Annotated in this window: 20 protein-coding genes; 8 read left to right on the forward strand and 12 right to left on the reverse strand. The window is 72.8% G+C overall.

The window, feature by feature from the left end; genetic code table 11:
- Window positions 1-112: 112 nt before the first annotated feature.
- The 4 genes from fxsA to ACFYW1_RS36930 all read right to left on the reverse strand — a co-directional run bounded on the left by fxsA (window position 113) and on the right by ACFYW1_RS36930 (window position 4,286).
- Entirely contained in the window at window positions 113-700 is a 588-nt protein-coding gene (fxsA, locus tag ACFYW1_RS36915; protein WP_389003787.1) for an FxsA family membrane protein, read from the reverse strand.
- 91 nt (window positions 701-791) lie between these two features.
- Window positions 792-1,559 (reverse strand): polyprenol monophosphomannose synthase, encoded by a 768-nt coding sequence (locus ACFYW1_RS36920; protein WP_389003790.1) that lies wholly within the window; start codon window positions 1,557-1,559, stop codon window positions 792-794.
- Window positions 1,560-2,108: 549 nt separating this feature from the next.
- Window positions 2,109-3,755, reverse strand: a complete 1,647-nt coding sequence (locus ACFYW1_RS36925) for an amidohydrolase (protein ID WP_389003793.1) — start codon at window positions 3,753-3,755, stop codon at window positions 2,109-2,111.
- 90 nt (window positions 3,756-3,845) lie between these two features.
- Window positions 3,846-4,286 (reverse strand): Lrp/AsnC family transcriptional regulator, encoded by a 441-nt coding sequence (locus tag ACFYW1_RS36930; protein WP_352280100.1) that lies wholly within the window; start codon window positions 4,284-4,286, stop codon window positions 3,846-3,848.
- 203 nt (window positions 4,287-4,489) lie between these two features.
- On the opposite strand from ACFYW1_RS36930, the gene ACFYW1_RS36935 reads away from it, so the two are divergent.
- On the forward strand, window positions 4,490-4,888 hold the full coding sequence (locus ACFYW1_RS36935) for a hypothetical protein (RefSeq protein ID WP_389003798.1): 399 nt from the start codon (window positions 4,490-4,492) through the stop codon (window positions 4,886-4,888).
- 527 nt (window positions 4,889-5,415) lie between these two features.
- Here ACFYW1_RS36935 and ACFYW1_RS36940 read toward each other — a convergent pair.
- On the reverse strand, window positions 5,416-6,588 hold the full coding sequence (locus ACFYW1_RS36940; protein WP_389003801.1) for an acyl-CoA dehydrogenase family protein: 1,173 nt from the start codon (window positions 6,586-6,588) through the stop codon (window positions 5,416-5,418).
- Between the two features lie 374 nt (window positions 6,589-6,962).
- Here ACFYW1_RS36940 and ACFYW1_RS36945 point away from each other — a divergent pair, with 374 nt between their 5' ends.
- Window positions 6,963-8,228 carry a glycoside hydrolase family 18 protein gene (locus tag ACFYW1_RS36945; RefSeq protein WP_389003804.1) on the forward strand — a complete coding sequence of 422 codons (1,266 nt, stop codon included), beginning with the start codon at window positions 6,963-6,965 and terminating at the stop codon, window positions 8,226-8,228.
- Window positions 8,229-8,324: 96 nt separating this feature from the next.
- On the opposite strand, the gene ACFYW1_RS36950 is transcribed toward ACFYW1_RS36945, so the two are convergent.
- Both ACFYW1_RS36950 and ACFYW1_RS36955 read right to left on the reverse strand, forming a co-directional pair.
- Entirely contained in the window at window positions 8,325-8,486 is a 162-nt protein-coding gene (locus ACFYW1_RS36950; protein WP_389003807.1) for an SCO1431 family membrane protein, read from the reverse strand.
- A 320-nt stretch (window positions 8,487-8,806) separates the two neighbouring features.
- Entirely contained in the window at window positions 8,807-10,249 is a 1,443-nt protein-coding gene (locus ACFYW1_RS36955; protein ID WP_389003810.1) for an MFS transporter, read from the reverse strand.
- A 381-nt stretch (window positions 10,250-10,630) separates the two neighbouring features.
- Here ACFYW1_RS36955 and ACFYW1_RS36960 point away from each other — a divergent pair, with 381 nt between their 5' ends.
- Window positions 10,631-11,497, forward strand: a complete 867-nt coding sequence (locus ACFYW1_RS36960) for a VOC family protein (RefSeq protein WP_389003813.1) — start codon at window positions 10,631-10,633, stop codon at window positions 11,495-11,497.
- Window positions 11,498-11,616: 119 nt separating this feature from the next.
- Here the strand turns inward: ACFYW1_RS36960 and ACFYW1_RS36965 are convergent, their stop codons facing one another.
- Entirely contained in the window at window positions 11,617-11,817 is a 201-nt protein-coding gene (locus ACFYW1_RS36965) for a hypothetical protein (RefSeq protein WP_389003816.1), read from the reverse strand.
- Window positions 11,818-11,955: 138 nt separating this feature from the next.
- On the opposite strand from ACFYW1_RS36965, the gene ACFYW1_RS36970 reads away from it, so the two are divergent.
- Complete coding sequence (locus ACFYW1_RS36970) at window positions 11,956-14,010, forward strand: fibronectin type III domain-containing protein (RefSeq protein ID WP_389003819.1); 2,055 nt, start codon at window positions 11,956-11,958, stop codon at window positions 14,008-14,010.
- Window positions 14,011-14,208: 198 nt separating this feature from the next.
- Here the strand turns inward: ACFYW1_RS36970 and ACFYW1_RS36975 are convergent, their stop codons facing one another.
- The 3 genes from ACFYW1_RS36975 to ACFYW1_RS36985 form a co-directional block, all read right to left on the reverse strand.
- A complete protein-coding gene (locus ACFYW1_RS36975) occupies window positions 14,209-14,778 on the reverse strand; it encodes a DJ-1/PfpI/YhbO family deglycase/protease (protein ID WP_389003822.1) in 570 nt (189 codons plus the stop codon).
- 70 nt (window positions 14,779-14,848) lie between these two features.
- Window positions 14,849-16,324: an aminotransferase class I/II-fold pyridoxal phosphate-dependent enzyme gene (locus ACFYW1_RS36980; protein ID WP_389003887.1), complete on the reverse strand. Its 1,476-nt coding sequence runs from the start codon at window positions 16,322-16,324 to the stop codon at window positions 14,849-14,851.
- 127 nt (window positions 16,325-16,451) lie between these two features.
- Entirely contained in the window at window positions 16,452-16,607 is a 156-nt protein-coding gene (locus ACFYW1_RS36985; protein ID WP_148833239.1) for a DUF6131 family protein, read from the reverse strand.
- 344 nt (window positions 16,608-16,951) lie between these two features.
- Here ACFYW1_RS36985 and ACFYW1_RS36990 point away from each other — a divergent pair, with 344 nt between their 5' ends.
- From ACFYW1_RS36990 to ACFYW1_RS37005, 4 genes are all read left to right on the forward strand, one after another.
- On the forward strand, window positions 16,952-17,989 hold the full coding sequence (locus ACFYW1_RS36990) for an NAD-dependent epimerase/dehydratase family protein (RefSeq protein ID WP_389003826.1): 1,038 nt from the start codon (window positions 16,952-16,954) through the stop codon (window positions 17,987-17,989).
- A gap of 101 nt (window positions 17,990-18,090) precedes the next feature.
- Entirely contained in the window at window positions 18,091-19,053 is a 963-nt protein-coding gene (locus ACFYW1_RS36995; protein WP_389003828.1) for an iron-containing redox enzyme family protein, read from the forward strand.
- Between the two features lie 5 nt (window positions 19,054-19,058).
- Window positions 19,059-19,739 (forward strand): HemK2/MTQ2 family protein methyltransferase, encoded by a 681-nt coding sequence (locus tag ACFYW1_RS37000; protein ID WP_389003831.1) that lies wholly within the window; start codon window positions 19,059-19,061, stop codon window positions 19,737-19,739.
- On the forward strand, window positions 19,723-19,923 hold the full coding sequence (locus ACFYW1_RS37005; RefSeq protein ID WP_389003834.1) for a CDGSH iron-sulfur domain-containing protein: 201 nt from the start codon (window positions 19,723-19,725) through the stop codon (window positions 19,921-19,923). The genes ACFYW1_RS37000 and ACFYW1_RS37005 overlap by 17 nt, the downstream gene beginning before the upstream one ends.
- A gap of 94 nt (window positions 19,924-20,017) precedes the next feature.
- On the opposite strand, the gene ACFYW1_RS37010 is transcribed toward ACFYW1_RS37005, so the two are convergent.
- Window positions 20,018-21,370, reverse strand: coding sequence for a peptidase C39 family protein (locus ACFYW1_RS37010; RefSeq protein ID WP_389003837.1), 1,353 nt, complete (start codon window positions 21,368-21,370; stop codon window positions 20,018-20,020).
- Window positions 21,371-21,400: the final 30 nt, after the last annotated feature.

The following is a 21,400-nucleotide window of genomic DNA, read 5'->3' on the forward strand; positions in this document are numbered from 1 at the left end:
CCCCCCCCCCCCCCCCCCCCCCCCCCCCCCCCCCCCCCCCCCCCCCCCCCCCCCCCCCCCCCCCCCCCCCCCCCCCCCCCCCCCCCCCCCCCCGCGGCTCTGTCACGTGCGGTCAGGGGATCAGCGGCGGGCGGGGGCTCCCGTCGGGCCGGGCGTCGGACGGCGCGTCGTCCTGGTGGACGACCTCACCCTGGATGACCTTTCCGTCCGGCCGGTGAATACGGGCCTGCTGGAAGGCGTCGGAAAGGCTGCCGGGGCTCGCGGCGCTCATCCGGCGCTCCAGCGAGCGTTCCGCGTACCGGCCCAGCCGTGTGCGGACCGGCGGCACCAGCAGCAGGAGTCCGGCCACGTCCGAGATCATTCCCGGCACCATCAGCAACAGCCCGCCGAGCATCAGGAAGCCGTTGCCCCCGCTCGCCGGGGAAGCGGGCGGCCCGGCTTCGGCCCCGGGCCGGCCCTGCGTCCGCTGGAGGGTCTCGGTGAGGTTGCGGAAGGCCCGGCGGCCGGCCCGCTTCACCACCGCGGCCCCGAACACGATCCCCGCCACCAGGAGCAGCAGCACGGTGATCCCGCCCGCCGCGTCGGCCACGAGGATGAACAGCCAGATCTCCAGCACCGCCCAGGCGGCGACGGCGAGCGGAACGAGGGTACGGGCGCGAGAGCGCCGGGGGGCGGTCGGGGGCGGTGTGCCGGTCGTCATGGTCCCCAGTGTGCCCGTACGGCGGTCCGGGCGGCACGAGGGGGGTGATCACCACGGGCGGCGGGCCGGTGTCCGCCGCCGCGGGCCGGGGTCAGATCGTCTTGCGGCCCAGGACCCGGTTCGCGCGGGAGGCGACCCCCCAGGCGGTGACCCGCCAGAGCGCCTCGACCAGGATGTCGCGGCTCATCTTGGAGTCGCCGATCTCCCGGTCGACGAAGGTGATCGGGACCTCGACGACGTGGTACCCGGCCTCGACGGCCCTGCGGGCCAGGTCGACCTGGAAGCAGTAGCCCTGCGAGGCGACCTGGTCGAGGCCCAGGCCGTCCAGGGTCTCCGCCCGGAACGCCCGGAAGCCGCCGGTGACGTCCCGGGTCCGCAGCCCGAGCAGGAGCCGGGAGTACGTGCTGCCGCCGCGGGAGATCATCTCGCGGGACTTGGGCCAGTTGACCACCCGGCCGCCCGGCACCCAGCGGGAGCCGAGCACCAGGTCGGCCCCCTTGAGCGCGGTGAGCAGCCTGGGCAGTTCCTCGGGCTGGTGGGAGCCGTCGGCGTCCATCTCCACGAGCACGCCGTACCCGTGCTCGGTGCCCCAGCGGAAGCCCGCGAGATAGGCCGCGCCGAGCCCCTCCTTGCCCTTGCGGTGCAGCACCCGGACCTGGCTGTCCTCGGCGGCCAGTTCGTCGGCGACCTTGCCGGTGCCGTCGGGGCTGTTGTCGTCGGCGACCAGGATGTCGGCCTCCGGCACAGCGGCTCGCACCCGGCTGACGATCGGCTTGATGTTCTCGGCCTCGTTGTAGGTCGGAATGATCACCAGGATCCTGCCGAGCGGGCCGTACCGCCGCTGACCGCCGTCGTTCACTTACTGCCCCTTAAGTCCGTACGCAGGTGCACACCATATCCAGCGGGCGGACACCGATCGCCGACCCGGTCGCAGGTGGCCGGGCGGCACCGGGGACAGAAGGAGGGAAGTGGGGACAGAAAACCTGTCGCGACCGCGGACGGGAACTGCGGGTGGGGGCCCAGCGCCCTTCGGGCCGACCTGGGACCCGCTGGCTGCGGGTCGACCGAGAGCCGTTGTCTACTGAACGTCCGGGCCCCACCCGGGTCGCACCGCCGTCCGGCTGAAACCTTCCCTCGCCCCGAGGCGCGGACGCTGAACCTGGCTGTCAGTGGCGCTGTGCCGGTGCGGCACAGCCCCCCGTGACCCAGCGGCATTCGACGACTGCGTGGAGGTTCGACCGGTCGGACGTCCTTGGTGGACTTTGCCGAACCTACCGGCCGTTGGGCGCTTTCTGTCAATAGCCGTCTGACCTGCGACCTTTATGGAACTTGCCTGGTCAGTAGCGAAGATCCGCAGGTCGCGGCGGAACGGGCCCCGCCGCGACCCGCGGTACGGAATGTCCGCACGTCACTCGTTCGGACGCTCGTGGACGGTCCGCCCCCCGACCACGGTCCGCAGGCAGACCGGCAGTTCGGCGCCGGGGCTGAGATCGGGCAGCCCGGGCGTCCCCGAGCGCGGGTCGGTGGACCAGCGGGCGACCCGGTCGTCCGGGGCCTGGACCACCAGGTCGGCGGTGCGCCAGACCGCGTAGTCGGCCGGGGCGCCGGGCACCAGGGTCCCCGCGTCGTCGCGGCCGACGGCCCGCCAGCCGCCCCTGGTGTGGGCGGTGAAACCGGCCCGTACGGAGATCCGGTGCTCGGGCGTGCGGTGGAAGGCCGCGGCCCGCACGGTGCCCCACGGGTCGAGCGGGGTCACCGGGCTGTCCGAGCCGAAGGCCAGGGGCACTCCGGCCCGCAGCAGCGCCGCGTACGGGTTCAGGGTCCTGGCCCGGCCGGCACCGAGCCGGCGCGCGTACATGCCCTCCTCGCCGCCCCAGGCCGCGTCGAAGGCGGGCTGGACGGAGGCGGTCAGGCCCAGTTCCGCGAACGCGGCGACGGTCTCGGGGGTGAGCATCTCGGCGTGCTCGACGCGGTGCCGGGCGGCCCTGATCCGGGCGAGACCGAGCGTCTCGGCGGCGGCCCGCACGCCCTCCACCACGGCGGAGACCGCCGCGTCCCCGATGGCGTGGAAGCCGGCCTGCAGCCCCGCTCCGGTGCACGCCGTGACATGGGCGGCGATCTGCGCCGCGTCCAGGTGGGCGGTGCCCGTGTGGCCGGCCGGGCCGTCGGCGTACGGCTCGTGCAGGCAGGCGGTGTGCGAGCCGAGCGAACCGTCCACGAACAGGTCGCCGGCCGCCCCGATCGCGCCGAGTTCCCTGATCCGGCGGGCGTCCTTCTCGTCGGCGACCCGCTCGGCCCAGTAGCCGAGGACCCGCGGCCCGTCCTGCTCGTCGGCGAGCTTCAGCAGGCCGGCGAAGTCCTCCTCGTCGGAGATGTCCGGGCCGCCGCACTCGTGGACGGTGCCGATGCCGAGCGACGCGGCGCGGCGCAGGGCGGCGCGCTGGGCCTCGGCCCGCTGGAGCGGCGAGACGGCGCCGTGGGCGGCGGCGCGGACCGCGTGGTGGGCCGCGTCGGTCAGCGGTGCGTCGGGGTGGTACCCGACCAGCCCGGTGACGCCCGGGACGAGGTCGAGCAGGGCGGTGGTGACGACGGCGGAGTGCACGTCGACCCGGGGCAGGTAGACGGGGCGTCCGCCGGCCGCCGCGTCGAGTTCGGCCCGCGAGGGCGGGCGCTGCTCCGGCCAGCGTGTGGCGTCCCAGCCGTGGCCGAGGACGACCCGGTCCCCGGGGTGCCCGGCCACGTACGCGCGCAGCAGGCCGAGCGCCTCGTCGAGGGTCCGGGCGCCGGAGAGGTCGAGGCCGGTGAGGGCCAGGCCGGTCGACGTGGTGTGGACGTGGGCGTCGGTGAACGCGGGGGTGACCAGCGCGCCGTCGAGGTCGATCACCTCGTCGACGCCGGACGCGAAGGCGTCGGCGGCCCCTTCCGAGCCCACCCAGGCGACATGGCCGCGTTCGACCACCATGGCGGTGGCGAAGGGGTCGGCGGGACTGTGGACGTCTCCACCGCGCAGCAGCACGGTGCGGTGTTCGCTCTGGGGGGCGGTGCTCTCGGTCATGGGACCAGTCTCGCGCCTGCCCGGAGCCGCGCGGTCCGCGCCCCCTCGGAAGTCCACCACCGGGCTCCGGGGGCCCGGTGTCCGGCCCCCTCAGATCCGCGGCGGCCTGGCCTCGTAGGGCGTGGACAGGACGACGGTGGTCCGGGTGGAGACACCGGCCAGCGAGCGGATCCTGCTGAGCAGGTGCTCCAGCTCCAGCGGCGTGGCGACGCGCACCTTGAGGATGTAGTTCTCGTCGCCCGCGACGCTGTGGCACGCCTCCAGCTCCGGGACGCCCGCGAGCCGCTCCGCGATGTCGTCCGGCGCGCTCGGGTCGAAGGGTTTCACCGAGATGAACGCGGTGAGCGGCAGGCCGACGGCCTCGGGGTCGACGACCGCGGCGTATCCCCGGATCACCCCGCGCTGCTCCAGCCTGCGGACACGCTGATGAACGGCCGACGTGGACAGGCCCGTGGCCTTGCCCAGGTCGGTGTAGCTCATCCGCCCGTCCTTGACGAGCAACTCCACGATCTGTCGGTCCAGCTCCTCCATACGGATCAACCTATTGCCCCGAGTCCCTCCAGGCCCAGCCGACGTACGCCCGGAGGGGCACCTGCGGCAGGCATGTGACGAATGCCACAGGTTTACGGATGGGTAGCCGACCACCTCGCGGTTACGGCCGATGCGCGACGGGAAGTGCTTGGTGTGGCCGAGGCGACGTCGCCCAGTCGGCCCACCCGAGGGGGGAATTTCCCATGCAGAGCCTGAAGCTCACCGGCCGTATCGAACCGGAGCCTGTCGATCCCGTCGAGGACACCGCTCCCGACGCGTACGACATGTTCGAGATGTACCGGGTGATCTGCCCGGACTGCTCGCAGCCGATCGCGCTGCCGGCGGGCGAGGACGTGCTGCCCGAGCACGCGCTGTGCCCGACGCCGTGGAATCCGTTCGTGCTGACCGTCTGCGCCGGTACCGGCCGGCCGGCGTCGCTGTCGCGGCCCGCCGACGAGTCGCTCGACGCCCAGGAGCAGGAGACGGGCCTGCTGTTGACGCTCCCCCAGGGACTCGACTGGCGGATGCAGCCTTTCTCGCACGCCGGAGGCCCCGGCTCGCGCCCGCTGCGGGTGCCGCGGATGCGCCGCAGCGCCGCCTGACGGAGACTCCCGCGTCCGAACGGGACGGCCCGGCCGCGTCCGGGCCCGACCGGCACGATCCGCACCGCACCACGACGGCCCGGCCGGCGTGGTGCCCGCGCACCGCGACCGGACCACCGACCGGGACGTCGGCACGCACCGTCCCGGCACGAAGCCCCGGCCCGGGGGGAAGCCCGCCGCCCGGGGAGGTGACGAACGGGCTCTCGAATCGGCCGGACAGTGACCGGGGACCGCTCCGCGGCGTTGCCCATGTATGACCCCGCCGCATCCGACGGTCGGTGCCGACCGCCGTCACCTCGCCGCACCGACTGCCGAAGAATCGGTTCCGCAGCCCGGTCCACAGTCGGCGCCCCAGTCCGCGTCCCCCCGCCCCGCCTCGCGCCCGGGGCCGCACTTCGCCGATCCGCCCATCTACCGGGCCCTGCTGCGCCATTGGGAGAGCACGGCCCGGACCCTGCCGGGCCGTCACGACCAGGAGTGGAACCGGATCATGACGACACCCGTGTGGTCGGACCGGCCCTCGCGGGTCAGCGCGTCTCGGGACCCGCGAGGTGGCGGGCGATGACCATGCGCTGGATCTGATTGGTGCCCTCGACGATCTGGAGCACCTTGGCCTCGCGCATCAGCCGCTCGACCGGGAAGTCGAGGGTGTAGCCGTACCCGCCGAGCACCTGGACGGCGTCGACGGTGACCCGCATCGCCGTGTCCGTGCAGAACAGCTTGGCCATGGCCGCCTGACGGGAGAAGGGCTTGCCCTCGTCGCGCAGCCGCGCCGCCTCCAGGTAGAGCGCCCGGCCCGCCTCGATCTGGGTGGCCATGTCGGCGAGCATGAAGCGCAGACCCTGGAAGTCCGCGATGGGGCGGCCGAACTGCTGCCGTCCCGCGGCGTAGCCGAGCGCCTCGGTCAGGGCCGCCTGGGCGACGCCGATCGCGCAGGCGGCGATGCCCAGACGTCCGGAGTCGAGGGCGGACAGGGCGATCGCGAAGCCCTGGCCCTCCTCACCGATGCGGCGCGCGTCGCGGACCCGTACGCCGTCGAAGTTCAGCTGGGCGGTGGGCGAGCCCTTCATGCCCATCTTCTTCTCGGGGGCGGCCGCGCTCAGCCCCTCGGCGTCGCCGGGGACCAGGAAGGCGGTGATGCCGCGGGCGCCCTCGACCCCGGTACGGGCCAGGACGGTGTAGAAGTCGGCGATGCCGCCGTGGGTGATCCACGCCTTGGTGCCGGTGATGATCCAGTCGTCGCCGTCCCGGACGGCCTTCGTGCGCAGCGAGGCGGCGTCGGAGCCCGAGGCGGGCTCGGAGAGGCAGTAGGCGCCCAGCAGGCCGCCTCCCAGCATCGCGGGGAGGTGTTCGGCCTGCTGCTCCTTCGTGCCGTATCCGGCGACCGCGTGGCAGGCGAGGGAGTGGACGCTGACGCCGAGGCCGACGGTGAGCCGGGCCGCGGCGAGCTCCTCCAGGACCTGGAGGTACACCTCGTACGGCTGGTCGCCGCCGCCGTGGGCGGAGTCGTAGGGCAGTCCGAGCAGGCCGGACTCGGAGAGCAGGGAGAAGACCTCGCGCGGGAACCGGCCCGCTTCCTCCTCCTCCGCGGCCCGGGGCGCGATCTCCCGCTGGGCGATGTCGCGGACGAGCGCGACGAGTTGCCTGGATTCCTCGGTGGGCAGACGGCGTTCCACCGCGTGCAAGGCACGGTCGGACATGACGGCGCTCTCCTCCCTGTCGGGCGTTGCGACGGTCGCGCGCGAGGGGGTGTGGGCGGCGCCGCCGGGGGTTTCCGGGTGAGCCCGGACAAGCACTGCTGCCCAACCGGTGCGGGCCCTCCCGGATTACGAGAGTTGCTGGCCAGCGGCTGTGGCGGGTCGAGTATGCCCGATCGGACGATATCCGTCACGGGGCGGCCGGGCCACTCGGCCGCGGGCGGGACGATCGCTCCGAATTGGTCCGAACCATTGACCCAACTGGTCTAGTCCTTCTACGGTTCCAGGCAGACCGGCCTTTCCGCGTTCATGCCAAATCCACGCGGTGGCCGACCGTACACCCCACATGTACGTTCCCTCCCCCACGAGGAGCCAAGATGTTCGGACCGCATCGCCCCCGCGCCCGCTTCCGGGCGCTCACCGCAGCCGCCTGTACCGCCGCCCTCGGCGCCGCCCTGCTGGGGGTCGCGGGCCCCGCGTCGGCCGGTACGGTCCCGGCCGCCCCGCAGGCCGCGGCCGCCGACGCCACCCCCACGGCGGCCGGCGACAAGGTGGTCGGGTACTTCGCCAACTGGGGCGTGTACCAGCGCAATTATCACGTCGAGAACATCGAGACATCGGGTTCCGCCGACAAGCTCACGCACATCAACTACGCCTTCGGCAACGTCCAGGGCGGCAAGTGCACGATCGGCGACTCGTACGCCGACTACGAGAAGGCGTACACCGCCGACCAGTCGGTCGACGGCGTGGCCGACACCTGGGACCAGGAACTGCGCGGCAACTTCAACCAGTTGCGCAAGCTCAAGAAGAAGCACCCGGACCTGAAGGTCATCTGGTCGTTCGGCGGCTGGACCTGGTCCGGCGGCTTCGGCGAGGCCGCGAAGAACCCGGCCGCGTTCGCCGAGTCCTGCTACAACCTGGTCGAGGACCCGCGCTGGGCCGACGTCTTCGACGGCATCGACATCGACTGGGAGTACCCCAACGCCTGCGGTCTGACCTGTGACACCAGCGGCCCGGACGCGCTGAAGGGCCTCACCTCGGCCCTGCGCGCCAAGTTCGGCGGCGACAACCTGGTGACCGCCGCCATCACCGCCGACGCCTCCGAGGGCGGCAAGATCGACGCCGCCGACTACGCCGGCGCCGCCCAGTCCCTGGACTGGTACAACGTGATGACGTACGACTTCTTCGGCGCCTGGGACGCGAAGGGCCCGACGGCCCCGCACTCCCCGCTGACCTCCTACGAGGGCATCCCGAAGGAGGGCTTCGACAGCGAGGCGGCCATCACCAAGCTGAAGGCCAAGGGCGTGCCCGCCTCCAAGCTGCTGCTCGGTCTCGGCTTCTACGGCCGCGGCTGGACCGGGGTGACCCAGTCCGCCCCCGGCGGCACCGCCACCGGCCCCGCGGCCGCCACCTACGAGGCGGGCATCGAGGACTACAAGGTCCTCAAGAACAGCTGCCCGGCCACCGGCACGGTCGCCGGCACCGCCTACGCCCACTGCGGCACCAACTGGTGGAGCTACGACACCCCGGCCACCATCGCGTCCAAGTCGGCCTGGGCGAAGAACCAGGGCCTGGGCGGCTCCTTCTTCTGGGAGCTCAGCGGTGACACCGCCGACGGCGAGCTGATCAAGGCGATCAAGTAGTCACGGGAACCGGGGCGGGGCGGCGGGCCGGTCGGCCTTCCGTCCCGCCCCGTCCGTTCCTCGCGCATGAGCGCGTTCGCCGCACGGGGCCGTTCCTCACATGAGGCCGGCCCGGGTGACGAACACGGCGACCACCACGACGAGCGTCCAGCCCAGCACGGTCTCCAGGATCTTCGGGCCCTCCTGGGGGCCGCCGGTGCGCGCGCGGAGGCGGGCGGCGAAGTGGGTGGTGACGGTTTCGGCAGCAGTCGCGGTCATGGCATCTCGCTCGGTTCGGCCGGCATGTGGTGTCCCCCGAGGACCCGACCACAGTGCCAGCACGACCGGCTCCCGGTATAGAGACGTGCGTCACTGCCCCGGGCGGGACCGGTTCCCCGGGCCGCACGCCGACGGCGTCCGGAACCCGCCCGCGCCCCGGCGCCGGGGCTCCTGGGGGCGAGTGCCGAGGGCGGCCCCTGTGCCGGAGACCACACGGCCGCGCACGGCGCTCACGCGGTACGGGACCGGCGGGCATCGATCACCCGATGCCCGCCGGTCCCGTACCGCGTCGACGTCCTTCGCGCATCCGCGCGCCGGGGTCACGCGCCGACCGATTCGCCGCCCTTCCGCGGTGCGGCGTCCCGGCCGGGGGCCGGTTCGCTCCCCTCGCCCCGCATCAGGACCAGGGTGAGCAGTCCGCCCGCCGCCGCGATCGCCGCCGCCGCGGTGAAGGCCGAGGCGAACCCGTCGGTGAGGGCGGGCAGGTCACCGAGCCGGCCGGCGCCCCGGGACGTCGCCAGTGCGGTGAGGGCGGCGAGGCCGAGGGCCGAACCCACCTGGTAGGTGGTGTTGACGATGCCGGAGGCGAGGCCCGCCTGCTCCTGAGGGGCTCCCGACATGGCGGTCATCATCGCCGGGATGTAGGCGAGGGACATGCCGAGCGCCGCGACCAGCGACGCGGGCAGGACGTCGACCAGGAAGGTGCCGGTCGGCTCGACGGCGGACAGCCACACCAGCCCGGCGGCCAGGACGAACAGCCCGCCCGCGACGAGCGGCTTGGCCCCGAACCGGGCGAGGAGGCGGGCGGTGATCGTCGTCATGAAGATCATCAGCAGGACCGTCATGGGCAGGAGCGCCGCACCGCTGGCGAAGGCGCCGTATCCGAGCACCTGCTGCAGGTAGAGGTTGAGGAAGTACCACATCGGGATCCAGGCGGCGCCGAGCAGGGCCATGGCCAGGTTGGACGCCCCGAGCCGCGGGGTCCGCCAGATGCCGAGCGGCATCAGCGGGCTGCGCACGGAGCGCTGGATCACCAGGAAGAGTGCCAGGAGCACCGCCGCCCCGCCGAGTTCGAGCAGGGTCGAGGTCGCGCCCCAGCCGATCTCGGGTGCACGCACGACGGCGAGGACCGCGAGTGCGAGTCCCGCGGTGACCGCGGTCGCGCCCAGGACGTCGACCGAGCCCCTGCGCCCCTGGACGGCGGGCAGCAGACCGGTGGCCGCGAGGGTCACGAGGCCGATGGGGACGTAGATGATGAAGACCCAGGGCCAGCTGGCCCATTCCGTGAAGACGCCGCCGAGGAACACCCCGGCCGTACCGCCCGCGGGGGCCGCCGCGCCGTAGAAGGCGAGCGCCTTGCCGAGCTCCTTCGGGTTGTGGCCGAAGAGCATCATCAGCAGCGTCATCGAGGCGGGCGCGATGAGGGCACCGCCCACGCCCTGCACGGCGCGCCCCACGATCTCGGTGGCGGCGTCGCCCGCGGCCGCGGCCACGACGGAGCCCGCGACGAGGATCACCCAGCCGCCCGCGAACACCTTCCGGGCGCCGAGCAGATCGGAGAGGCGGCCGCCGAGCAGCAGGAGTCCGCCGAAGGCGATGACGTACGCGTTGAAGACCCATTGCAGGTCCCCCTGGGTGAAGCCGAGATCGCGCTGCATCTCGGGAAGCGCGACCCCGATGATCGAAGTGTCCATGATGACCATGAACTGGGCGGTGGCCAGCACGGCCAGTGCCCACCACCGCCGAGGGTTGATAGCCGACATCACTTGCTCCCTGATCGGACCCTGATACCCCTAGGGGGTATTTCGTCGACCGGAACGTAACATACCCCGGAGGGGTATGGAAGAGGGGTCGTGCGCCCGGCTTCCGGCAGGGAGCAACCGAGGCGGGCGAATGCACATGAAAGGGGTGATGAACGGTCAGCTACCGGGGCTCCGGCCCGAGTTGCGGGCCGCGCCGAGCGGTGCGCGTTCCCGCGAGCGGGCCGGTACGGGGTGGGAGAGGCCGGAGCGCGAGGGCCCGGCGGCGGATGCGGACGGGGCGGGACAGCGGCATCCCCCTTCCCGCGCCCGCTGTGCGTTCGCCGCCGGGGCACCGGACGCGCACCCTGATGAGGAGACCGCCCCCGTCGTCAGGTGCCTCCCATGGTGTCCACCCCGAGCCCGCCCAAGCCCCACGGCCCCTCGGCGCATGCCGTCGGACGAGACGGCTGCACCGTCGGGGCGCCCTGCTGGGCGAGCCTCGCCACGTCCGACACCGAGGCCGCGCAGCGCTTCTACGGGGCCGTGCTGGGGTGGACCTTCCGGCGCACCTCGCTGGGCGAGGACTTCCGGATGGCGCTGGCGGGAGACGTTCCCACCGCGAGCCTGGGGTGCACGGCGCCGGCGTTGCAGGTGGCCCTCGACTGGACGCCCTACTTCTCCGTCCCGGACGCCGACGGGACGGCGGCCCGCATCATGGAGCGCAGCGGCACCCTCGCGGTGGGCCCGGTCCGCCTTCCCCTGGGGCGCGGCGCCCTCGCGGCGGACCGGGAGGGCAACCGCTTCGGCATCTGGGAGGGGCCGCTGATCACCGACTGGGGGGCGTGGCGCGCCCATCGTCCGTGGCGGCTGGAACTGCACGCGGGTGACCTGTTCGAGGCCGCCATCTTCTACGGCGAGGTACTGGAGTGGGCCTGCGGCCGGCCCGGCTGCTGCGAGGTCCGGTACGAGAGGGGCGGCGTCACGCTCCGGGACGTCGGCGGCGCGGCGGCCAGGATCGTGCCGATGGACTCACCACTGAGCGGCGAACGGGCGCGTCCGGGGTGGCACCTCTACTTCCCGGTGCCGGACGCCGAATCGGCGGCGGCCGCCGCGTGCCGGCACGGCGGCGGGGTCGTCGGCCGGTCGGCGGGGAAGAACCGCCGCACGGTCCTGCTGCACGACCCGCACGGCGCGGTCTTCGGCGCCGAATCCCCCGGCAGGACGGTGGTCGCTCCCCGCGCAGCCGCCCCTCCCCCGGCCCCCGGCTGACGGGACGCCCCACGCGGACCTCGGCGAGCCGGGATCGCAACGAGGTCCGGGCCCGGCGACATCCCGGCTTCACCGGGGCCAGGCTTCACCGGGAGCCGGGTGTCACCGGGGGTCGGGTTTCACCGGGGGCCGGAGTTCTCGTCCACCGGCTCCTCCAGGTACTCGGGGCAGTCGGGATTGCCGCAGGGGCCCGCGGCCCGCACCGGCACGAAGACCCCGAGGGTCTTGTGCCGCCTGGTGATGGCGATGGGGAGGGGTCGCTTGCAGACCGGGCACACAAGCGCCCCCTGGGGACCGGTCTCATGCTCGGTTTTGCTCATTCTTTAACCCTATGTCGTAAGAACCCGGACTGTGGGGCCGAAGTCCGGTCCCACGGCCTACAACCAAGCCCGTTCCTCGCGAGTCTTGATCGTCGGCAGTCACGTCCTGCCGCAGAAGACCGAGATCGAAGGAACGAATTGAACCGACCCAGAGGCACAACGGTCGCCACCGCCGGCGCCGTCGTACTCGCCACCGCGGGGGGTCTGCTCAGCGTGGCCGCCCCCGCCTCCGCCGCCGTGACCTGCGCGTCCCCCGTCTTCAAGCGGACGTTCTACGCGAACACCACGTTCTCCGGGACCCCCAAGGGCACGGACTGCGACGCGGTGATCGACCAGAACTGGGGAACCGGCGCGCCCGGCGTCAAGGGCATGCCCGCCAACAACTTCGGCGTCCGCTGGTCCATGACCCGCGACTTCGGCTCGGGCGGCCCCTTCACGTTCGCCGCCTCCGCCCGCGACGGCATCCGCGTCTACCTCGACGGGGTCCGCAAGGTCGACATGTGGAAGAACGTCTCCACCGCCGTCTCCAAGACCGTCCAGGTGACCGTCCCGTCGGGCAGGCACAGCCTCCGCGTCGACTTCGTGAACTGGACCGGCGCCGCCGACGTCAAGTTCTCCTACGCCCCCCTCACCTCGGCGACCGTCGACAAGGTCAAGCCGCTCGTGCCGACCGGGACCACCGTCGTCTACAGCCCGACGGCCATGTCCACGAAGATCGGCTGGGCCGGGAACAAGGAGATGGACCTCGCCGGGTACCGCGTCTACCGGCGGCTGAAGGGCACCTCCTACCCCACCAAGCCGATCGCGACCACGACGTCCACCTCGTACACCGACACGACCGTCCCGAAGGACGGCAACGTCTACTACTACGAGGTCCGCGCCCACGACAAGGCCGGCAACGTCTCCTCGGGCACCGCCGACCTGGCCGTCACCACCGTCGACCGCACCGCTCCCGCCGCCCCGAAGGGTGTCGAGGACAACTGGTCCATGGAGTTCCCGACCGAGATCACCCTCTACTGGGACAGCAACACGGAGCCGGACCTCGCCGGGTACCGTGTCTACCGCTCGACGTCCACCCCGGTCGCCCTCACCCCCGAGAACCTCCTCACCGGCGACAAGCTGTCGTCCGGCGGGTACACCGGCCCGCTGCCGCCGACCGGCGACGTCTACTACTACGTCGTCACCGCCGTCGACACCCACGGGCTGGAGTCCCCGGCCTCGGCCACGGCGATGTACTACACCCGTGACCTGACGGGCCCCGTGGACACCGCCCTCAACGTGCGGGCCGTCGAGAGCGAGGCGGGCGTCACCCTGGACTGGGACGCCTCCGAGCGGACCAGTGACGACTTCGCGGGCTACTCGGTCTTCCGGAAGACCGTGCGGGGCACCACCGTCGGCGTGAGCGAGGAGGTCGGCAAGGGCGTGCGGGGCACCACCTTCACCGACGCCGCCCCGCCGCCCGGCCTCACGTACCGCTACCGGGTGGTGGCCCTGGACCACGAGAGGAACGGGGGCGTCCCCTCCCAGGAACTCACCCTCGACGTCGCCGGCAACACGACCGCGCCGGCCGCGGTCGCCGATCTGACCGCCACCCCGAAGGAGAACGGCGTCACGCTCTCCTGGGACGCGAACGACGAGCCGGGCTTCGACCACTACCGCGTGCTGCGCGGCAGCCTCGCCGACGGCCGGTGGACCTACACCCCGGTGCAGGACCCCTGGACCCTGAAGCCGCGGGAGATCACGGCCACGACGTTCCACGACGCCGTGCCCGCCGACGGCCAGCAGGTGCGCTACGCCGTCGTCGCCGTCGACCAGTACGGCAACCGGCTCGCCCCGGAGACCGGCGCGGCCGTCGCCGACGTCACCGAGCTGGACCTCCGCCCGACCGCCCCGCCCGCGACCGGCGCGCCGCTCGGCCACCTCGGCGCCGACGCCTCCGGCTGGATCTCCTGGTTCCTGTCCAGCGACAGGAACGAGAACGGCAGCCCGGTCTCCGGCTTCGCCATCCACCGCTGGAACCCGCGGACCGCGACGTTCGAGCGGATCGGCACCGAGCCCGAGGACAATGCCGGCACCGGCGACTGGACGGACCTCGACCGGCCCGCCGCCACCACGGTGTACTACCGCGTCACGGTCCTCTACGCGGACGGCACCGAGTCCGGCGCGAGCGAGACGGTCACCGTGACCGACTGATCGCCCCGGCGCGGGGGTTCCCCCGTGACCGCGGATTCGTCCCCGGCCGTCCGTACGGGCCGGCCGGGGACGGATCCGTCGCATCGGGCTGCGCTCCCGGCGACGGCCCTCCCCCCGGACCGGTCGTGCGCACCGCGCGGCGACGCCCCGCCGCAGTCGCCGCTCCTCACCCGGCGGCCTCCCGGCCCGGGCCTGCCCTCACCGGGCGTCCGCCGCGAGGGCCGCGTCCACCTCGCGGAGGAACGGTTCCAGGTCCCCCGGGTTGCGCGAGGTGATGAGCCGCCAGCCCTGTCGGTCGTCCGTGACGACCGGCTCGTCGGTCCATTCCCCGCCCGCGTTGCGGATGTCCGTCTTCAGGGAGGGGTAGGACGTCAGCCTCTTCTGTGCCACCACTCCCGCTTCGACCAGGGCCCACGGCCCGTGGCAGATGGCCGCGACGGGCCGTCCGGACGACACGAAGGCGCGGACGATGCGCAGGGTGTCGTCCTGCTGGCGCAGGGCGTCGGCGTTCAGGGTTCCGCCGGGGATCAGCAGCAGGTCGTAGGCGGCCGGATCCACGTCGGCGAGCGTGAGTCCCGGCCGGACCGTCCGCCCCGGCTTCACGTCGCCCACCAGCGTCCGGACGTCGTCCCTCGACACCGCGGCGACCGATACCTCGGTGTCCTGGCCGCGCAGGTGCTCCTGGGGCACCAGGAGCTCGTCCTGTTCGACGCCGTGGTTCGTGACGATCGCCAGTACCTTCCGCGTGCTCATGTCGTCGGCAGTCATGCGTGGTCCCTTCGAAGGAGGTGTCCCGGGAGGTGTCCCGGCCCCGTCGGCGGCTCGTCCGTCGCACCGCTCAGGACCCGTCGTCCTGCGCGCAGACCCGGACGGTGCGCAGCGTGGGATCGGCGGGGTCGGGGACGTTCATTCCCGCCTCGATCCCCGAGCGGAGATAGCGCAGGACGGGCTCGTTCAGCCGTTCGCCGGGCAGGACCGCGGGGATGCCCGGCGGATAGGGCGTGATCATCTCCGCGGCCGTCCGGCCCGCGGCCTTCTCCAGCGGCACGTCCTCGGTCGTCGAGAAGTAGGCATCGCGTGGCAGACGTGCCTGGGTCAGCCTCAGCCCATCGGGGTCGGGGAGCTCGACGTGCCGCCCGGAAGGCAGCGTTTCCGCCCGGTCGGCGAGGTCGCGCAGCGCGCCGAGCAGCCGTCCGGTGGTGAGGGAATCGTCGGCGTGGGTGAGTTGCGCGCTGACGCGGCGGTGGTCCATCAGATGGGCGTCGATCCGGTGGTGCTCGCGGAGCCAGTCGGCGGCGGCGTATCCGGATACACCCAGTCCGGAGAGGTCGATGACGACCGGCAGCGGATCGAAATCGGCTCCTGCCCCCGGTCCGCAGAAGTCCTCGCGATCATTGACGTGCATTCCCTCGATGCTCTCGACCTCCTGGCGGACGGAAGCCGCCAGTCCCAGCGCACGGCTCATCAACGCGTGGCCGTGCAGGGCCATTTGGCGCCGCCAGCCGTCGATCCCGGCGTAGAGCAGGACCGAGGGGCTCGTGGTGCCCAGCAGGTCCGCCCGGGAGGCCAGGGTGTCCGCGTCGATCAGCTCTCCCTGGAGGTGGAAGACCGATCCCTGTTCCAGTCCGCTGCCCATCTTGTGAATGCTGGTGACGCACACGTCGGCGCCCGCGTCCATCGCCCAGGACGGCAGGTCCTCGTGGAACGGCAGGTGGGCGCCCCACGCCTCGTCGACGATCAGGGGCCGGGAGCGGCGGTGGCACACCTCGGCCACCGCGCACAGATCCGCCGCGCTCCCGTACGGGGTGGGGCTCGTCACCAGGGCGCCACGGGCATCCGGGTGCTCCTCGAAGGCCCGCGCGAAGGAGTCGGCCGACGGCAGGTGGGCGAGATGGCGCCCGGTGTCCCACTGCGGCTCGATCCACACCGGTTCGATACCGGACAGGATCAGGCCGGAGACCACCGATTTGTGCGCGTCCCGCCCCACGAGAAGCTTCTGCCCGTGTGCGGCGACGCTGAGCATGGCGGCCTTCACCGAGAGGGAACTGCCGCACGTGGAGAAGAAGGTGTGCTCCGCGTGCACCGCGTCCGCCATCAGCTCCTCGGCCCGCCCCAGCACGTTCGCCGTCGTCCGTCGGTCGTCCAGACCGCCACTGGCCAGGACATCGCCGAGAAACACGGCGTCCCCGAGCACGGCGCGCACGGCCGGATCCGCTCCACGAGCCTGTTTGTGGCCGGGTGGCGAAAACCCCAGCTCGTCCCTTTCGGTGTACGCGGCAAGGGCGTCCAGGACGGGCGCCTCGCTGTGGTTCATGGACACGTCGGCACCTTTCTGGGCACGGAACGGGTTCACCGTTTACGTGCCCAGGGCAGGTTGTCGGTTCGGCGGGGGATTCGTCGATGCGTGCCTTCCGATGGGCGAAGGCCGTCGCCCACCGGCGTTACCAGTAGTGTCTGCGTCCCGCGACGGCGTGCCCCATCCCGCCCAGGATCCACAGGATCAGCCCGACCACGGCCAGAATGATCCCGATGGTCCACAGGATGGAAATGCCCGTGACGAAACCGATGACGAGCAGGATGACTCCCAGAATGATCACGACACGCTCCGATCTCGTGTGTGTTCTTCCTCTTTCACTCTGTCTCTCCTGAGCCCTCCCGGCAACCGCCCGGCTTCGCGAGTCGAATCGTCCCGCCTCCCATCACGGCAGCGCAGCGGCTCACCGCACCGCGGTGCGCAATCAGGTGCCCGGGGACGTCGCCGAGGTGCGGTGTGACGAGAGCGGGGGAATCGTTGGGCAGGCGGGGCGACAACCCTGCCGCATCCGGTGCCGCCTTCCCGGACTTCGGGGACCGACGCGGAGCACCGGCGGTCGGATACGCGCCCGTACCCCGGGGCGGCGTCACCGCACCGGGGCCGGGCCCACGGAAGGGCGGAGACACCATGGGCGCACAGGCGGGTCTGCGTGTGGTGGTGACGGGGGCCACCGGCAATGTGGGGACCAGCGTCGTCGCGGCCCTGGCCGGGGATCCGGGTGTGGGGGAGGTGGTGGGTGTGGCCCGTCGGCGGCCGGGGATGTCGGTCCCGGGGGTGCGGTGGATGGCCGTGGACCTCTCCCGGGAGGACAGCCCGGCGGTGCTGGACGCGCTGTTGGCCGGGGTGGACGCCGTGGTCCATCTGGCCTGGCGGTTCCAACCCACGCACGATCCGGTGGTGACCTGGCGGAGCAACGTCCTGGGGTCCGTCCGGGTCTTCGAGGCCGCCGCCCGGGCCGGTGTGCGGGCCCTGGTGCACGCCTCGTCCGTGGGCGCCTACTCCCCCGGCCCCAAGACCGGGCCCGGCGTGGACGAGAGATGGCCCACGCACGGCTGGCCAAACGCCGCCTACTGCCGGGAGAAGTCCTACCTGGAGCGGGTGCTGGACGCCTTCGAGCCGCGCCATCCGGACATCCGGGTGGTGAGGATGCGCCCCGGGTTCCTGTTCAAGGAACAGTCCGCCAGCGAGCAGCGCCGCATCTTCGCGGGCCGTCATGTGCCGGGCGTGCTGCTGCGCCCGGACCTGCTCCCGTTCGTGCCGGACCTGCCCGGGCTGCGGCTCCAGGTCCTGCACACCGACGACGCCGCACAGGCCTACCGGGCGGCCGTGCTCACCGAGGTGCGCGGCCCGTTCAACCTGGCGGCAGAGCCGGTGCTCGGCCCGCGGGAACTCGCCGAACTGCTCGGCGCCCGGCCGGTACGCCTCCCGCCGGCCCTGGTACGCACGGCCCTGTCGACGGCATGGCACACCCGCGCCGTGCCCGCCTCCCCGCACCTGTTCGACGCGGTGCTCCGCCTCCCGGTCCTCGACTGCACCCGCGCCCACGAACTCCTGGAATGGCACCCGGCCCGGTCCGCCCAGGAAGCACTCTCGGCCTTCCTGCACGGCGTACGGACCGGAGCGGGCCTGGACACCCCGCCCCTGGCCGGCAGCAAATGGGGGTGAACACGCCCCGGGCGCGAGGAACACCGGAAGCGGATGCGGTCACCCCCGGCGGCCCCGCCCGGTCCCCCGACAGAACCCCGGAACGGCCGGAGGGAAGTGCGATGCCCAGGAACCACAGCGCGCCGCCGCTGCCCCGTCCCAGGGGGGTGTGGTCGGCGGCGGTGACCGAGGCGCTGCTGAGCGGTTGCGTGCCGTCCGCCCCCGTGGGGGCGGGCGCGGCCGATCCGTACGGTGAGGATCTGCAGCTGGCCCTGTACACCTGCTACGAACTCCACTACCGGGGCTTCGCGGGCGTCGATCCGGGACGGGAGTGGGATACCGCTCTTCTCTCGGTGCGGGCTTCGCTGGAGGAGCGCTTCCTGGCCGCGCTGCGGCGCGACGTGCCCGTACCCGAACCCCTGGACGGCCTCCTGGCCGGTCTGCTGGTCCGGCCCGCCGGGTCCGACGGCGTACCTCAGTTCCTCGCGAGACGGGGCACGTTGGAGCACCTGCGCGAGTACGCGCGACAGCGCTCCCTCTACCACCTGAAGGAGGCCGATCCGCATGCCTGGGTGCTGCCCCGGCTCAGCGGGCGGGCCAAGGCCGCGATGGCCGCCGTGGAGTTCGACGAGTTCGGCGGCGGCAGAGCCGAACGCGTACACGCCCGACTGTTCGCCGACCTCATGGCGGACCTCGGCCTGAACCCCGGATACGGGCACTACCTGGACGACGGGTACGCGGAAATGCTCGCCCTGGTCAACGCCATGTCGCTGTTCGCATTGCACCGGTCGCTGCGCGGTGTTCTGGTGGGGCACTTCGCCGCCGTCGAGATCACCTCCCCGCCCGCCTCCCGCCACCTGGCCCGCGCGATGGCCCGCACCGGCGCCGGCCCGGCCGCGCAGCACTTCTACGACGAGCACGTCGAAGCCGACGCCGTGCACGAACAAGTCGTACGCAACGAAGTGATCGGCGGCCTTCTGGACGACGAACCCGAACTGGAGCCGGACATCGCGTTCGGCGTCGCCGCCACCTCCTTCCTCGAAGACCGTCTCGGCCGGCGGTTCCTCGCGAGATGGGCAGCGTGAGGGGCATGAGCTCGGAAACCGACAGCACCCGCTCCCGGCCGTTCCTCCTCACGCTGCCCGGGGTCTACGCCCCGCAGAGCGACACACGCCTGCTGCTGGCCGCACTCGAACAAGAACGCGTGGGCCCCGGAACCACCGTGCTGGACATCGGGACCGGCAGCGGCGCCCTGGCCCTGCGGGCCGCCCAGCTGGGCTGCGAGGTGACCGCCGTGGACATCGCCCCCCGGGCCGTGCTCACCGCACGCCTCAACGCGATGCTGCACCGCCGCCGCATCACCGTGCGCCGCAGCGACCTCACCTCCGCCCTCGGCACCCACCCCTACGACCTCGTCCTGTGCAACCCGCCCTACGTCCCCGCACCCCACACCCCGCCCCGCGGCGCCTCCCGCGCCTGGAACGCGGGCCACGACGGCCGGGCGGTCATCGACCGCCTCTGCGCCACAGCACCCTCGATCCTGCGACACGACGGCGGGGTCCTCCTCCTGGTGCACTCCGCCCTCTGCGACCCCGGCACCACCCTGGACCGCCTCGCACACGCCGGACTGCACGCCACCATCCACAGCCGCACCCGCATCCCCTTCGGCCCCGTCCTGCTCTCCCGCCTCCCCTGGCTGCGCGAACACCAACTGCTGCACACCGACGACACGAACGAGGAACTGGTGGTCATCCGTGCCCAACACCCCTGACCCACCCCACCGCATCACCCTGACCGAACACGGCCCCCTCCTCGTGGAAGGACCGGTGGAAATCACCACACCGGACGGTTCCGTGCACACCTCCGACCGCTTCACCGTCGCCCTCTGCACCTGCCGCCGCAGCGCCATCTTCCCCTGGTGCGACACCAGCCACCGCACCCGCACCCGCACCTGACCACCAGGGCCCCATGACCGGCGTCGAGAACGCCACCGGGCCCCGGCGGACTCGTGCGGCGGCCGCCCCCCTGCGGGCCGGCCGCCGCACACGCTCACACCAGGTCGAACGACCTCAGGACGCGGCGCTGGGCCGGGGTCGGCCGCGCGGGCCAGTAGACGTAGCAGACCCCGCCCGTACCGCTCCTGACCTTGCCGTTCGCGTCGTAGCGCTTGGTGCGCAGCCAGATGTTCTCCCATTCCCTGCGGCGGTAGACCCGGCGCACGGCCTCGTTGTTCGGCGAGGCCGGGTCGTTGGCGATCACGTCGCCGTCCGCGGTGAACCCGATCACGGTCATCAGGTGGCCGGAGGTGCCGTATCCCGCCCCGGTCAGCTCCTCCTTGAGGAAGGACTGGGAGGTGATGACCGGGATGCCCGCGCGGATCAGTGTCTCCACGTCCGTGAGCGAGGTCAGCCGGGTCACCGCCGCGCGCATGTCGGTGTACGTCGCGGCGTACGCGGCGTTGAACGGCCAGTTGCCGCAGCCCTCGTACTGGTAGTCGTAGGTGAACCGGGCGGCGTGGCAGACCTGCGGGTCGGCCAGTTCCGGCCTGACCCAGGCGAGGTCCTCGGCGGTGGGCCTGCGCCCCCAGTACTCGATGATCATCTGGGACGAGGTGGGGCTGCACCACGCCTCGCCGCCGTTGTCGTACTCCGGGTACTCGCCCGCGTGGACGTTCTGCGAGTAGCGCGGCACCGCCAGCTCCCGGACCAGGCCGGGGGTGCTGGCCGGCACGGTGAAGCGGTCCGGGACGTCGGAGGCCATCGCCCCGAGCCGCCGGACGACGGGGGTGAGGCGGGTGCCCGGGGTGCGGTGGAGGGTCAGGCGCAGCCGGTACGCGGTCAGCCGCAGCCCGCTCGTCGCGTCGTCCACCGAGAGGGTGTCGGTCCAGACCGAGCTCTTGCCGTCGGTCTGGTCGTCGACGGACGTGCGGCGGATGTCCCCGTCGCCCGCGGCCCAGCGGCCCATCACGTACCAGGGGGTCCGCGTGCCGTCCGAGTAGTGGCCCTGCAGCTCGACCTGGATCCAGGTGCCCGCCGGGGTCTCGGCGTTCCAGGAGGCGATCACCTCGGTCGCCGGGACGGCGGACCGGTGGACCGGGGAGGTCCAGGTGGCGTACTCCCAGGAGGCGGTCGTGCCGGTGTGCGGGTCGGTGTAGTCGGTGCTTCCCTCGGCGTGGCCGATCACCAGACCTGGCCGGAGGCCGGACACGACGCGCGTCCCGGCGCCGAGGCCGCCGTGCCAGTCGACGAAGGTGTGCCAGAAGTGGTTGTCCACGGTGGAGGCCGCCGGGGAGGTGCGGGACGGGGCCGTGGAGCGCGCGGCGGCGGACGACACCGGGCCGGCGGTGGCCGCCACCGCGAGCGCGGCGGTCAGCACGGTCCTGCGTGAGGTCGGTCTGTTCATGGGCGGGACCCCCGGTCGTAGTCGTAAGCG

The organism is Streptomyces sp. NPDC002669 (assembly GCF_042889165.1).
Lineage (GTDB): Bacteria > Actinomycetota > Actinomycetes > Streptomycetales > Streptomycetaceae > Streptomyces.